Source organism: Jatrophihabitans sp., from assembly GCF_051960575.1.
GTDB lineage: Bacteria > Actinomycetota > Actinomycetes > Mycobacteriales > Jatrophihabitantaceae > JBQCEE01.
In genome coordinates this window covers 1-14,491 of the sequence record NZ_JBQCEE010000119.1, presented here as the reverse complement: position 1 = coordinate 14,491, position 14,491 = coordinate 1, and the positions used below count along the sequence as shown (strand labels likewise).

General features: G+C 72.3%; 12 protein-coding genes and 2 pseudogenes. 7 read left to right on the top strand and 7 right to left on the bottom strand.

Features of this window, described 5'->3' with window-relative positions; genetic code table 11:
• From ACTHMS_RS06345 to ACTHMS_RS06315, 7 genes and pseudogenes are all read left to right on the top strand, one after another.
• A pseudogene (locus ACTHMS_RS06345) lies at positions 1-317 on the top strand (hypothetical protein); the annotation flags it as partial.
• 175 nt (positions 318-492) lie between these two features.
• Positions 493-2,622, top strand: a pseudogene (tkt, locus tag ACTHMS_RS06340) (transketolase).
• A gap of 23 nt (positions 2,623-2,645) precedes the next feature.
• Positions 2,646-3,755: a transaldolase gene (gene tal, locus ACTHMS_RS06335; RefSeq protein ID WP_440305826.1), complete on the top strand. Its 1,110-nt coding sequence runs from the start codon at positions 2,646-2,648 to the stop codon at positions 3,753-3,755.
• Entirely contained in the window at positions 3,752-5,452 is a 1,701-nt protein-coding gene (gene zwf / locus ACTHMS_RS06330; RefSeq protein WP_440305825.1) for a glucose-6-phosphate dehydrogenase, read from the top strand. The genes tal and zwf overlap by 4 nt, the downstream gene beginning before the upstream one ends.
• Positions 5,453-6,439, top strand: a complete 987-nt coding sequence (locus tag ACTHMS_RS06325; protein ID WP_440305824.1) for a glucose-6-phosphate dehydrogenase assembly protein OpcA — start codon at positions 5,453-5,455, stop codon at positions 6,437-6,439.
• On the top strand, positions 6,436-7,203 hold the full coding sequence (pgl, locus tag ACTHMS_RS06320) for a 6-phosphogluconolactonase (protein WP_440305823.1): 768 nt from the start codon (positions 6,436-6,438) through the stop codon (positions 7,201-7,203). Before ACTHMS_RS06325 ends, pgl begins: the two co-directional genes overlap by 4 nt.
• A gap of 19 nt (positions 7,204-7,222) precedes the next feature.
• A complete protein-coding gene (locus tag ACTHMS_RS06315; protein ID WP_440305822.1) occupies positions 7,223-8,635 on the top strand; it encodes an FAD-dependent oxidoreductase in 1,413 nt (470 codons plus the stop codon).
• Between the two features lie 341 nt (positions 8,636-8,976).
• Here ACTHMS_RS06315 and ACTHMS_RS06310 read toward each other — a convergent pair whose 3' ends face one another.
• From ACTHMS_RS06310 to ACTHMS_RS06280, 7 genes are all read right to left on the bottom strand, one after another.
• Positions 8,977-9,318, bottom strand: a complete 342-nt coding sequence (locus ACTHMS_RS06310) for an RNA polymerase-binding protein RbpA (protein ID WP_440305821.1) — start codon at positions 9,316-9,318, stop codon at positions 8,977-8,979.
• Between the two features lie 30 nt (positions 9,319-9,348).
• Positions 9,349-9,582 (bottom strand): preprotein translocase subunit SecG, encoded by a 234-nt coding sequence (gene secG, locus ACTHMS_RS06305; RefSeq protein ID WP_440305820.1) that lies wholly within the window; start codon positions 9,580-9,582, stop codon positions 9,349-9,351.
• A gap of 102 nt (positions 9,583-9,684) precedes the next feature.
• On the bottom strand, positions 9,685-10,491 hold the full coding sequence (gene tpiA, locus ACTHMS_RS06300; RefSeq protein ID WP_440305819.1) for a triose-phosphate isomerase: 807 nt from the start codon (positions 10,489-10,491) through the stop codon (positions 9,685-9,687).
• A 4-nt stretch (positions 10,492-10,495) separates the two neighbouring features.
• On the bottom strand, positions 10,496-11,704 hold the full coding sequence (locus ACTHMS_RS06295) for a phosphoglycerate kinase (RefSeq protein WP_440305818.1): 1,209 nt from the start codon (positions 11,702-11,704) through the stop codon (positions 10,496-10,498).
• A 4-nt stretch (positions 11,705-11,708) separates the two neighbouring features.
• A complete protein-coding gene (gene gap, locus ACTHMS_RS06290) occupies positions 11,709-12,713 on the bottom strand; it encodes a type I glyceraldehyde-3-phosphate dehydrogenase (RefSeq protein WP_440305817.1) in 1,005 nt (334 codons plus the stop codon).
• 109 nt (positions 12,714-12,822) lie between these two features.
• Positions 12,823-13,827, bottom strand: a complete 1,005-nt coding sequence (gene whiA, locus ACTHMS_RS06285; RefSeq protein WP_440305816.1) for a DNA-binding protein WhiA — start codon at positions 13,825-13,827, stop codon at positions 12,823-12,825.
• Positions 13,828-14,491: gluconeogenesis factor YvcK family protein (locus ACTHMS_RS06280; RefSeq protein ID WP_440305815.1), on the bottom strand; the 664-nt coding region annotated here is incomplete at its 5' end. It abuts the gene before it with no gap.

The following is a 14,491-nucleotide window of genomic DNA, read 5'->3' as shown; positions in this document are numbered from 1 at the left end:
CGGTGGCGGACGCGGCCGGCCCGGGCGGAACCGGTGTCGACGGGACGGACGGCGCGTCGACGGCGGTGGCCGCCGGCGTGGCTGCGGCCGTGCCCGCGGGCGTCGGCTCGGCGGCTGCGGCGGTGGTCGTCGGCTCGGCAGCGGCCGTCGGCTCGGCGGGGACGGCCGCCGCGACGTCGGGGACCTCGGCGGCGTCGACCTCGGCGGCGTCGACACCGACGGCACCCGCCGCCGCACGACCGGCCGGGGCCTTGGTCGCGCGTCGGGTCGCAGCGTCGGTCAGGGTGCCCTCCTCGACGGCGTCGACCCCGCCGTGACGGCCCCACGGCGGTTGACATCGATCGTACGCGGCAGTACCCCCGACCGGACGCGGGTCGGCGATGTTTGGCCCCCGGCCGGTCGCGGGATGGCTAAGGTGACCAACGGGGGCGCAGACGGCCCGTCATGCCGTACGGACAGCTGCGACGACAGCGCGAGAGGACCCGAGAAGCTGTGAGCGGAACCGACGAATCCGGCGCCGAGATCGTGACGACGCACCCGGATTGGTGGACCGATCTCGACACCCGGGCCGTCGACACGGCCCGCCTGCTCGCCGCCGACGCGGTGCAGAAGGTCGGCAACGGCCATCCGGGCACGGCGATGTCGCTGGCGCCGCTCGCATACCTGCTCTACCAGCGCGTCATGCGCCACGACCCGACCGATCCGAAGTGGGTGGGCCGCGACCGGTTCGTCCTGTCGAACGGGCACTCGTCGCTGACGCAGTACTGCCAGCTCTTCCTCGCCGGCTTCGGCCTCGAGATCACCGACATCGAGTCGCTGCGCACGTGGGGCTCGCTGACGCCGGGTCACCCCGAGTACGGGCACACCAACGGCGTCGAGGTCACCACCGGACCGCTCGGCCAGGGCGTCGCGAACGGCGTCGGCATGGCGATGGCGGCGCGCCGCGAGCGCGGCCTGTTCGACCCCGACACCGCGCCCGGCGAGTCGATCTTCGACCACCACATCTACGTCATCGCCGGCGACGGCTGCCTCGAGGAGGGCGTGTCGTCCGAGGCCTCCTCGCTCGCCGGGCACCAGCAGCTCGGCAACCTCATCCTCTTCTACGACGACAACCACATCTCGATCGAGGACGACACGCAGGTCGCGTTCAGCGAGGACGTCCTGGCGCGCTACGAGGCCTACGGCTGGCACACCCAGCGGGTCGAGTCGGGCGAGGACGTCGTCGCCCTCGAGCAGGCGATCGAGGCGGCGAAGGCCGTCACCGACCGGCCGTCGATCATCGCCGTGCGCACCATCATCGGCTGGCCGGCGCCGACCAAGCAGAACACCGGCAAGGCCCACGGCTCGGCCCTCGGCGAGGACGAGATCCGGGCGACGAAGGAACTGCTCGGCTTCGATCCCGACCGCCACTTCATCGTCGACGACGAGGTGCTCGCCCACACCCGCAAGGTCGTCGAGCGGGGCCGCGCCGCGCACGCCGAGTGGCAGCAGCGCTTCGAGGCGTGGGCGGCCGAGAACCCCGAGCGCGCCGCGCTGGCCGCCCGCCTGCGCGAGCGCCGCCTGCCCGACGGCTGGGCGTCAAGCCTGCCCGCGTTCCCGGCCGAGAAGGACGGCAAGGCGAACTCGGTGTCGACGCGCGCCGCGTCGGGCAAGGTGCTGACCGCCCTCGCCGACGTGCTGCCGGAACTGTGGGGCGGCTCGGCCGACCTGGCCGAGAGCAACAACACGACGATGGAGGGCGAGCCGAGCTTCATACCGGCCGCGCACCAAAACAAGGAGTGGTAGGGCGGCCCGTACGGCCGCACGCTGCACTTCGGCATCCGCGAGCACGCCATGGGCGCGATCATCAACGGCATCGTGCTGCACGGCGGCACGCGCGCCTACGGCGGCACCTTCCTCGTCTTCAGCGACTACATGCGCCCGCCGGTGCGGTTGTCGGCCCTGATGAAGATCCCCTCGATCTTCGTCTGGACGCACGACTCGATCGGTCTCGGCGCCGACGGCCCGACCCACCAGCCCATCGAGCACCTCGCCGCGCTGCGGGCCATCCCCGACCTCGCCGTCATCCGCCCCGCCGACGCGAACGAGACGGCCGCCGCCTGGCGGGCGATCCTCGAGATCACCGACCGGCCGGCCGCGCTCGTCCTGTCGCGCCAGAATCTGCCGGTCATCGAGGCGGGCAAGACCACCGACGTGAACAAGGGCGGCTACATCCTCGAGGAGGCGTCGTCCGGCATGCCGCAGGTCCTGCTCATCGCGACCGGCTCCGAGGTGTCGCTGGCACTGCAGGCGCGCGAGCAGCTCGAGGCCGGCGGCACGCCGACCCGCGTCGTGTCGATGCCGTGCGTCGAGTGGTTCCACGCGCAGGACCGCGCCTACCAGCAGCGCGTGCTGCCGCCGGACATCCGGGCCCGGGTCAGCATCGAGGCCGGCGTGCCGATGGGGTGGCGTGAGCTCGTCGGCGAGGCCGGCGAGATCATCGGCATCGACCACTTCGGCGCCAGCGCCGAGGGCGGCGTGTTGTTCGAGCAGTTCGGCTTCACCCCTGACCGGGTCGTCGCCGCGGCGCACGCCGCGATGGAACGCGCCGGTCTCATCCGCGGTGCCACCACCGGTAACTGAACATCCCAGCTGAGGAGATCTCGATGTCCGACCCACTTGCCGACCTCTCGGCGCAGGGCGTCTCCGTCTGGCTCGACGACATCAGCCGCGAGCGCCTGCGCACCGGCAACCTGCAGGACCTGATCGACACCAAGCACGTCGTCGGCGTGACCAGCAACCCGACGATCTTCCAGAAGGCCCTCGAGAAGGGCGAGGCGTACGACGACCAGGTGCGCGACCTCAAGGCCCGCGACATCGCCCTCGACGACGCGATCCGCTACCTCATGGCCTACGACATCCGCTGGGCGTGCGACGTCCTGAAGCCGGTCTTCGAGCAGACGAACGGCAAGGACGGCCGCGTGTCGATCGAGGTCGACCCGCGCATGGCACACGACACCGAGCGCACCATCGCCGAGGCCAAGGGCCTGTGGTGGACGGTCGACCGCCCGAACACGATGATCAAGATCCCGGCGATGACCGAGGGCATCCCGGCGATCACCGAGGTCATCGGCGCCGGCATCAGCGTCAACGTCACGCTGATCTTCGGCCTGGACGTCTACGACAAGGTCATGGACGCCTACCTCGCCGGCCTCGAGAAGGCGCGGGCGGCGGGCATCGACCTCTCGACGATCCACTCGGTCGCGTCGTTCTTCGTCTCGCGGGTCGACACCGAGATCGACAAGCGCATCGACAAGCTCGGCAGCGACGAGGCGAAGGCCCTGCGCGGCAAGGCCGGCATCGCCAATGCGCGGCTCGCCTACGAGCGCTACGAGAAGGTCATCGCGTCCGACCGCTGGAAGCAGCTGGAAGCGGCCGGCGCGAACCGGCAGCGTCCGCTCTGGGCCTCCACGGGCGTGAAGGACCCGGCCTACGACGACACGATGTACGTCGTCGAGCTGGCCGCGCCCGACACGGTCAACACGATGCCCGAGGCCACCCTCGACGCGGTCGCCGACCACGGCGTGGTCAAGGGCGACGCGATCAAGGGCGCCTACGACGAGGCGCGCAAGGTGATCGACGACCTCAACGCGCTCGGGATCGAGTACGACGACGTCATCCACGTACTCGAGCAGGAGGGCGTGCAGAAGTTCGAGGACGCCTACCAGCAGCTGGCCGAGGGCGTTCGGGGTCAGCTCGACGCCGCGGGGTCATGAGCGAGACGACCGAGGCGACCGACGCGTCCCAGGCCGCTGGGACGCAGGACGAGCAGGCCGAGCAGGACGAGACCAGCGGGCCGCAGAAGGCGCCGCAGGCCGCTGACGGTCCAGGTGACGGCGCCGTCCGGGCGACGCCCTCGTCGGTGTCCCCCGGCCTGGCCGAGCAACCGCTGCAGGGCAACCCGCTGCGGGACGCGAGCGACCGTCGCCTGCCCCGGGTGCCCGAGCCGTGCGTCCTGGTCATCTTCGGCATCGGCGGCGACCTGTCGCGCAAGAAGCTGATCGCGGCGATCTACGACCTCTGCAACCGCGGCCTGCTGCCGACCGACTTCGGGCTGGTCGGCTTCTCGCGCACCGACTGGCCGGGCGGCGGCGACTTCGAGTCGATGGCCCGCAAGGCCGCCAAGGACCACTGCCGCACCAACTGGAGCGAGGAGACGTGGCGCCGCCTGGCGTCGCTCATGCGCTTCGTGCCGGGCTCGTTCGACAGCGACGAGGACTTCGACAACCTCGTCGCGGTGCTCGGTGAGCTGCAGAAGGACTACGGCATCGGCGGCAACGCCGCGTTCTACCTGTCGATCCCGCCGTTTGCGTTCCCCATCGTGCTGAAGCAGATGCAGCGCACCGGCCTCTCGGACGCGCAGGCGGCCAACGGCTTCCGCCGCGTCGTCGTCGAGAAGCCGTTCGGGCACGACCTCGAGAGCGCGCTCGAGCTCAACCAGCTCGTCGACACCACGTTCCCGCCGCGCGACGTCTACCGGATCGACCACTACCTCGGGAAGGAGACGGTGCAGAACCTGCTGGCGCTGCGGTTCGCCAACCAGCTGTTCGAGCCCGTCTGGAACGCCAACTTCGTCGACTCGGTGCAGATCACCATGGCCGAGGACGTCGGCATCGGTGGCCGCGCCGGCTTCTACCAGCAGACCGGCGCCGCCCGCGACGTGCTGCAGAACCACCTGCTGCAACTGCTCGCGCTCACCGCCATGGAGGAGCCGGTCGAGTTCTCGGCCGAGGCCGTTCGCATCGAGAAGATCAAGGTGCTGCGCGCCATCTCGATCCCGCAGGACCTCGAGCACTACGCGATCCGCGGCCAGTACGACCAGGGGTGGCTCGCCGGCGAACGCGCCGTCGCCTTCCGCGAGGAGGAGGGCATCCCCGGCGACTCGAAGACCGAGACCTACGCGGCGGTGCGGTTCGGCGTCGAGACCCGGCGCTGGGCCGGCGTCCCGTTCTACCTGCGCACCGGCAAGCGGCTGCCCAAGCGGGTCACCGAGATCGGCGTGCTGTTCAAGAAGGCGCCGCACCTGCCGTTCAGCAAGACCGACACCCAGGAACTCGGGCACAACCAGCTCGTCATCCGGGTGCAGCCGGACGAGGGTGTGACGCTGAAGTTCGGTTCGAAGGTGCCGGGCAGCGCGATGGAGGTGCGCGACGTCGCGATGGACTTCCTCTACGGCGAGGCGTTCACCGAGGCCTCGCCCGAGGCGTACGAGCGGCTGATCCTCGACGTGCTCGTCGGCGACGCGACGCTGTTCCCGCGCTCGGAGGAGGTCGAGGCGTCGTGGCGCGCCATCGACCCGCTCGAGGAGTTCTGGGCCGGGCAGACGCCGTACCTGTACCGCGCCGGCGAGTGGGGTCCGAAGGAGGCCGACGACATGTTGGCCCGCGACGGCCGTTCGTGGAGGCGTCCGTAGATGACAACGCTCTGGGACACCACCGGCACGGCCGTGGTCAAGGCACTCGCCGCCGAGCGGCGCACCGGCGGGGCGGTCACGTCCGGCATCGCGCTGACGCTCGTCGTCGTGGTGAGCGAGAAGCAGATCGACGAGGCCGAGGAGGCCGCGAGCATCGCGGCGTCGAAGCACCCGATGCGCATGCTCATCGTCGTACGGCGCCAGTACGAGGCCCCGGTGCCGCGGCTGGACGCGGAGGTGACCATCGGCGGCCGGCTCGGCCCGGGCGAGTCGGTGGTGCTGCGCATGTACGGCCGGCTCGGGCTGCACGCCGAGTCGGTGACCCTGCCGCTGCTCGCCCCGGACGCGCCCGTCGTGACGTGGTGGCACGGCACGCCGCCGCAGCGCATCGCGCACGACCCGCTCGGTGTCTTCGCCGAGCGCCGCATCACCGACGTCAGCCGGGCCGCGAGCCCGGTCGACTGCCTCACCCAGCGCGCGAACGACTTCGCGCCCGGCGACACCGACCTGGCCTGGACGCGCATCACCCCGTGGCGCGCGGCCCTGGCGTCGGCGTTCGACGGCGCGCGCGGCCGGGCGACGCGGGTGACCGTGCAGGGCGGACCGCAGGACCCGTCGGCGCAGCTGATGGCCGGGTGGCTGTCGTCCCGGCTCGGGTTGCAGGTGCCGGTGGACGGGCACGACGACGAGCCGATCCGGGGGGTCGAGGTCGACTTCGACAACGGACGCGGCGCGCGGCTCAGCGTCGAGGGCGCGAACCTCGTCGTGCGGCGCGACGGGCAGCAGGACTCGTACACGCCGTACGCCGAGCGCAGCGTCGGCGAACTGCTCGCCGAGGAGCTGCGCCGGCTCGACCACGACCGCATCTACGCCGACGCGCTGTCGGCGGTCAGCGGCATCCCGGACCTCAACGACCGGTCCCCCGTGCGCAAGCACATCTGGTGGGATCCGGCGCTGCAGGCCGAGACCGCGGGCGAACCGGCGTGAACGCACCCCACGACGTCGTCGTGCTGGCTTCGGCCGACGCGCTGGCCGAGGAGGTCGCGCACCGGGTCGTCGGGAAGCTGGCCGAGGTGCAGCAGACGCGCGAGCGGGTGGCGATCGCCCTCACCGCCGGCTCGATCATGGAGTCGGTGTGGCGGCAGTGGAGCCGGCTCGACGACGGGTCGGTCGACTGGTCGCGGGTCGACGTGTTCTGGGGCGACGAGCGGTTCGTGCCGGCCGACTCGCACGACCGCAACGTGACGGCGTCCGAGCAGCTGCTCTTCGGCCACCACCCGTTCGACGCGGCCACGAGGTACCCGATGCCCGCGGTCGGCGAGGCGTACGGCGACGACCTCGACGCGGCGGCCGCCGGCTACGCGCAGACGCTGCGCGACGCCCGCCGGCCGGACGACGAGGGCGAGATCCCGAACTTCGACGTGGTGCTGCTGGGCATCGGCCCGGACGGGCACTGCTGCTCGCTGTTCCCCGACCATCCCTCGTCCCGGGACCTCTCGGCGCCGGTCATCCCGGTGCGCGACTCGCCGAAGCCGCCGCCGCTGCGGCTCTCGCTGAGCTTCGACGGGCTCAACAACGCCAACGAGATCTGGGTGATCGCGTCCGGCGACGGCAAGCGGTCGGCAGCGGCGGCGGCGCTGGCGCCCGACGTCGACCGCACGCACGTGCCGTCGGGCGGGGCGCACGGACGGCAGCGCACGCTCTGGTTTCTGGACGAGGCCGCGGCCGCTGATCTTCCTGCGCGGGGCTGAGCGCACTACTGTCCGCCGCATGCGGATCGTCGTCGTCGGGGGCAGTGCGGCCGGCCTGTTCGCCGGGCTGCTGCTCGCCCGTGACGGGCACGAGGTCACGGTCGTCGACCGCGACGACCTGACGCCCCCGGACGACCTCGAGACGGCCGCGGCGGCGGCGTTCCGGCCCGCGGCACCGCATCTGGTGCAGCCGCACGCGGCGCTGCCCCTGTTCCGCGAACTGATGCTGCAGCACCTGCGCGACGTGCATGCCGCCCTGCTGGCCGCCGGGGCGATCGAGGCGGGTCTCGGCACGCTGACGCCGACCTCGGTCGCCGACCGCGCGCCCCGGCACGGCGACGAGCGCATCCGGCTGGTGATGACCCGCCGCTCGACGCTCGATTGGGTGCTGCGACGAGCGGCCGCGATCGAGCCCGGGCTGACGGTGCGGCACGACCGCGTCACCGGCCTGGCGGGCCGGCCCGGCGCACGGCCGCAGGTCACCGGTGTGCTGACCGACGGCGGCAGGATCGACGCCGACCTCGTCGTCGACGCCAGCGGACGGCGCAGCGCCGGCGAGGCCTGGCTCGGTGCACTCGGCGGCCGCCTCGCCGAGCGCGAGCGGGCCGAGTGCGGTCTGACGTACTTCTCGCGGCACTACCGGGTGCGTCCGGGCGCGGCCACACCGTTGCCGCCCGGCAGCCGGCTCGTGCTGCCGCTCGACCACTGCAGCGCCGGGGTCTGGTGGTCGGACAACGACACCCTGCAGATCGCGCTGTTCCCGCTCGCCGAGGACAAGCGGTTCCGCACCCTCATCGACCCGGTGGTGTTCACCGAGGTGCTGCGCACGATCCCGGCGTTCGCGGGCTGGCCCGACTGCGCCGACCCGATCACGCCGGTGTTCGCGATGGCCGGGCTGCACAACACCTACCGCCCGGTGCTCGTCGAGGGGCGGTCCCCCGCGTCCGGCTGGCTGCCGCTCGGCGACGCCGTCTGCACGACCAACCCCACCTTCGGCCGCGGGCTCGGGCTCGCGCTGCGGCAGGCCGTGGGGCTCGCCGAGGCGGTGCGGGCCGACGATCGCCCGGACGCCGTGGCAGCGCACTACGCGGCCACCGTGCAGGCCGAGGTCGAGCCGTTCTACCGCGACCAGGCGCGCAACGACCAGGCCCGGCTGGCGCTGCTGCGGCACACCGTCTTCGGCGCCCCGCGTCCGCTGCCGTCGCCGCAGCCGGCGTCGGTGAGCTGGGGCGAGCTCGCCGCCGCGTCCGTGCGCGACGCCGACGCGCTGCGGGCGATGTGGCGGGTCTTCGGCATGCTCGAGCGGCCGGACGCCGTCTACCGCGACCCCGCCGTCGTCGCGCGCGTCCGTGCCGTCAACGCCGAGTACCCCGAGCCCCTGCGTCCGGCCCAACCGACCGCGCGCCAGCTGGAACTCGCCCTCGCCCGCTGAACACGGCCGAGAGCGCACGCGGGCCCGGCCGGCCGGATCGGAATGCCGTCACCGGGTCGCGGCCCGGTCCGACCATCAAGATCCGGCAGGACGCGTCCCGTGAACGAGCTTTGCGCCGCGAACTGTTGGGTTCAGGCGGTCGAGCCGACAGCTGCGGGCGCAAAGGTGGCCGGCCGGCGCAGGTTTGCGCCGCCACCTGACGGCGTCAGGCCGCCGACCCGCCAGGTGCAGGCGCAAAGGCAGCGGGACGCGGCGGACTGAGCCGGATCGTGATGCCGTCACCGGATCGCGGCCCGGTCCGACCATCAAGATCCGGCAGGACGCGCGTCCCGGCGTCGGGACTACTCGCCGCGGCGGGCGCGGAGCTTCGCGAGGGCCTCCTCGAGGATGGCGGCGCCGTCCTCGTCGGTGCGCCGCTCCTTCACGTAGGCCAGGTGCGTCTTGTACGGCTCGTTGCGCGGCGCGTTCGGCGGAGCCTCCGAGGCCCGGCCGGCGGGGAAGCCGCAGCGCGGGCAGTCCCAGGTGTCGGGCAGCACGGCGTCGATGGCGAAGGCCGGCTTGATCTCGTGTCCGTTCGCGCAGAAGAACGACACCCGCTGCCGGGGCGCCGACTCGCCGCGCTCGTTCTCGCCCATGGGGCCTGCGCCGACCCGGCTGCCCCTGATGGCACTGCCACCTGCCACGAACGATCCCCTCGGGTTGAGCGACGTCGATTACGAATGCTTGTAGAGCAGGCCGAGGCCGATGATGCAGATGGCCCACACGGCGCCGGCGATGATCGTGAGCCGGTCGAGGTTGCGCTCGACGACCGACGAGCCGGAGAGGCTGGAGTAGAAGGACCCGCCGAGCATGGACGACAGGCCGCCGCCCTTGCCGCGGTGCAGCAGCACCAGGACGACGAGCAGCAGGCTCGCGATGACGAGCACGATCTGCAGGGTCAGGATCACGGGTGGGCCTTCGTCACTCTCGTACGGTGCGGAACGCGCTCACGATACCTGGTGCAGGTGTCCGGGGAACCGGTGCGCGGCCGCGAGTCGGGGTCGGGCTGATCAGGCGCCCTGCTCGCCGGCGGCGATGCAGAGCTTGGCGAACTCGTCCGGGTCGATGCTCGCCCCGCCGACCAGCGCGCCGTCGACGTCGGGCTGGGCGACGATCTCGCGCGCGTTGGCGGCCTTCACCGACCCGCCGTACAGCACCCGGACGCGGGCGGCGACCTCCGGCGAGTACAGCTCGCCGAGCCGTGCCCGCAGGGCGGCGCAGACTTCCTGCGCATCCGCGGGCGTGGCGACCTGGCCGGTGCCGATCGCCCAGATCGGCTCGTAGGCGATCACGATCGTCTCGGCCTGCTCTGCGGTGACGCCGCGCAGCGCGGCGGTGAGCTGGTCGGTGCAGTGGCTGCAGTGCCCGCCGGCCTCGCGCACGTCGAGCGCCTCGCCGACGCAGAGGATCGGCGTCAGGCCGTTGCGGAACGCCGCGACCACCTTGCTGTTGACGACCTCGTCGTCCTCGTGGTGGTACTGCCGCCGCTCGCTGTGCCCGACCACGACGTACGTGCAGCCGAGCTTGGCCAGCATCGCCCCGCTGATGTCGCCGGTGAAGGCGCCGGAGTCCTGCGGGGCGAGGTCCTGCGCGCCGTAGCTGATCGGCATCTTGTCGCCGTCGATCACGGTCTGGACGCTGCGGATGTCGGTGAACGGCGGCAGCACGGCGACCTCGATGGCGTCGAACTGCTCCTCGTTCAGGCTGAACGCGAGCTTCTGCACCAGCCCGATGGCCTCGAGGTGGTTCAGGTTCATCTTCCAGTTGCCGGCGATGAGCGTGAGTCGCCCGTCGCGCGGCGTGCGCGCCTTCGCCACCGGTTCAGACCTGTTCCAGAACGGCGACACCCGGCAGCTCCTTGCCCTCGAGGTACTCCAGCGACGCGCCCCCACCGGTGGAGATGTGCCCGAACGCGGTGACGTCGAGGCCGAGCGCGCGCACGGCCGCGGCCGAGTCGCCGCCGCCGACCACGGAGAGACCCGGAGCGGCGGTGACCGCCTCGGCGACACCCTTCGTGCCGGCCGCGAACGGGGCCAGTTCGAAGACACCCATCGGGCCGTTCCAGAACACCGTCTGCGCGTCGGCCAGCGCCGCCGCGAAGGCCTCGACCGACCGCGGCCCGATGTCGAGCCCCTTCTGCCCGGCCGGAATCGCGTCGGCAGCCACCGTCTGGGTCGCCGCGTCGGCGCTGAACTCGGCCGAGACGACGATGTCGGTGGGCAGCACGATCTTGTCGCCGGCCTCGGCGAGCAGCCGCCGGCAGTTCTCGACCTGGTCGGTCTCGAGCAGCGAGTCGCCGACCTCGTGCCCCTGCGCGGCGAGGAAGGTGAAGCACATGCCGCCGCCGACGAGCAGGCGGTCGACCTTCGGCAGCAGGTTGTCGATGACGGCGAGCTTGTCGCTCACCTTCGACCCGCCGAGCACGACGACGTACGGCCGCGCCGGCTCGCCGACGAGCTGCTCGAGCACGCGCACCTCGTCGCGCACGAGGTCGCCGCAGTAGTGCGGCAGCAGCGTGGCGATGTCGTACACGGACGCGTGCTTGCGGTGCACCGCCCCGAAGGCGTCGTCGACGTAGGCGCCGCCCTCGTCCTCACCGCCGGTGAGCAGGGCGAGGCAGCGGGCGAACTCGGCCCGCTCGCCCTCGTCCTTGCTGGTCTCACCGGCGTTGAAGCGCACGTTCTCGAGCAGCAGCAGCTCGCCGTCCTTGAGCTCGTTCGCGAGCAGCCGCGCGCTCTCGCCGACCGTGTCGAGCGCGAACTCGACCGGCCGCCCGAGCAGTTGCGCCAAGCGGTCGGCCACCGGCCGCAGCGAGTACTGCGGGTCGGGCGCGCCCTTCGGCCGGCCCAGGTGCGCGGTGACGATCACGCGCGCACCGTGGTCGAGCAGCTTCGTGAGCACCGGCAGCGACGCGCGGATGCGGCCGTCGTCGGTGACCTTCCCGTCCTTGAGCGGCACGTTGAGGTCGGAGCGCACCAGCACGCGCCGGCCCTGCACGCCGTGCTTGATCAGGTCGTCGAGCGTGCGCATGGAATCAGAGCGACGAGCCGACGAGCACCGACAGGTCGACGAGGCGGTTCGAGTAGCCCCACTCGTTGTCGTACCAGCCGACGACCTTGACCTGGTTGCCGATGACCTTGGTCAGGCCCGAGTCGAAGATGCACGACGCCGGGTCGGTGACGATGTCCGAGCTGACGATCGGGTCGGCGGTGAAGGTGAGGATGCCCTTCAGCGGGCCGTCGGCCGCGGCGCGGTAGGCCTCGACGACCTCGTCGACGCTGGTGTCGCGCGACGTGGTGACGGTGAGGTCGGTGGCCGAGCCCGTGGGGATCGGCACGCGCAGCGCGTAGCCGTCGAGCTTGCCCTTGAGCTCGGGCAGCACGAGCCCGATGGCCTTCGCGGCGCCGGTGCTGGTCGGCACGATGTTCAGCGCGGCGGCGCGGGCGCGGCGGAGGTCCTTGTGCGGGCCGTCCTGCAGGTTCTGGTCCTGGGTGTAGGCGTGGATCGTGGTCATCAGGCCACGCTCGATGCCGACGGCGTCGTGCAGCACCTTGGCCAGCGGGCCGAGGCAGTTGGTGGTGCACGACGCGTTCGAGATGATCGTGTGCTTGCTCGCGTCGTAGTCGCCGTCGTTGACGCCCATGACGATGGTGACGTCCTCGTTGCTCGCCGGCGCCGAGATGATCACCTTCTTGGCCCCACCGTCGACGTGGACGCGCGCCTTCTCGGCGTTGGTGAAGATGCCGGTCGACTCGATGACGACGTCGGCGCCGAGGTCGCCCCAGGGCAGCTGCGCCGGGTCGCGGTGGGCGAACGCCTTGAATGCCTTCCCGTCCACGGCGATCTCGTCCTCGGTGCTCGTCACCGTGCCGGGGAAGCGGCCGAGGATCGAGTCGTACTTGAGCAGGTGGGCGAGCGTGGCGTTGTCGGTCAGGTCGTTGACGCCGACGATCTCGATGTCGGCACCGGACGCGGCGACCGCCCGGTAGAAGTTGCGGCCGATGCGGCCGAAGCCGTTGATGCCGACGCGTACGGTCACGGCAGATCTCCTCGTGCGAGTGGTCAGACGTCTGTGGACCCTACCCAAGCGCATCGCCCGCGCCGAACGCCTTCGGTTACCGCGGAGTAGACCCGGGTCACGCCGGGGATCACTCCTGCGGGTCGCCGTCGCCCTCGGGATCGAGCATGTCGGGCGTCACGGCCGACTCGGTGTCGGGGATGCCGAGCTGGGCGGCGCGCTTGTCGGCCATGGCCAGCAGGCGGCGGATGCGCCCGGCCACCGCGTCCTTCGTCATCACCGGGTCGCTCAACGCGCCGAGCTCCTCGAGCGAGGCCTGCTTGTGCTCGAGCCGCAGCCGGCCCGCCTGCAGCAGGTGCTCGGGCGCGTCGTCGCCGAGGATCTCGAGCGCCCGCTGCACGCGCGCCCCCGCCGCCACGGCGGCGCGGGCCGAGCGGCGCAGGTTGGCGTCGTCGAAGTTGGCCAGCCGGTTCGCGGTCGCCCGCACCTCGCGGCGCATGCGCCGCTCCTCCCACGCCAGCACCGACTCGTGCGCGCCGATGCGGGTGAGCAACGCGCTTATCGCGTCGCCGTCGCGCACGACGACCCGGTCGCTGCCGCGCACCTCACGGGCCGTGGCCGAGACCCCCAGGCGCCCCCCGACCCCGACGAACGCGAACGCGGCCTCGGCCGAGGGGCCGGTGATCTCGAGCGAACTGGCCCGGCCCGGCTCGGTGAGCGAGCCGTGGGCGAGGAAGGCGCCACGCCCGGCGGCCTCCGCGTCGGCGATGCCGCCGGCGACGACCAGGTGCGGCAGGCCCTTCACCGGGCGGCCGCGCAGGTCGACCAGGCCAGCCTGGCGGGCCAGCCGCTCGCCGTCCTTCGTGACACGCACGAGGTAGCGCGAGCCCTTGCGGATGCCCCCGGCGGCGAGCATCTGCACGTCCGAGCCGTGGCCGAAGATCTCGGCGATCTCCTTGCGCAGCCGGCGGGCGACCGAGCCGGTGTCGAGCTCGGCCTCGATGACGATGTGGCCGCCCACGAGGTGCAGCGCGCCCGCGAACCGCAGCATCGTCGCCAGCTCCGCCTTGCGCGCGGACAGGCGGCTCACCGAGACCCGCGACAGTTCGTCCTTGACCGTGGCGGTCATGGCCATTCAGTGCACCCCTTCACGAACTGTCGTCGCCCGGCCCGCCGGTTGTTCCAGTGCGGCCGCGATCGCTGCGGCGAGCCGGTCTGGATCATGCAGGCCCGGCTCGGAGTCCGCAGCGAGCCTAGAGAGTATGAGACGCGCCCCGATGCCCGCGACGTAGTCGGCCAACGGCTGCGGATCGAGCACGGCGTCGGCGTCGGCCAGCACGTGGTCGACGCGCAGCTCCCCCAGCGGCTCGGCGTGCTTGCGCAGCAACCGGACGAGCTCGTGCGGCTGGTACTGGTCGGTCTCGCCGACCTGCGGCACGAGATTCAGCGTGACGATCACCTTGGCCCGGGTCGTGACCAGCGCGCGGCCGAGCTCGCGCAGCAGCAGGTGCGGGATCACCGAGGTGAACCACGACCCCGGCCCCAGCACGACGGCGTCGGCCTCGCGCACGGCGTCGACCGCGGCGGCGCAGGCGGGCGCCCCCGCCGGCAGCAGCCGCACCGACAACACCCGCCCGGGTGTCGCGGCGATCGACGACTGCCCGCGGATCTGCCGCACGCGGTCGGGGTCGGCGGGGTCGAAGCGGTCGGCCTCGCCGACGAGATCGAGCGGCAGCGGGCTCATCGGCAGCACATGCCCCACGGCGCCGACGAGCCGGCCGAGCTCGGCCAGGGCGGCC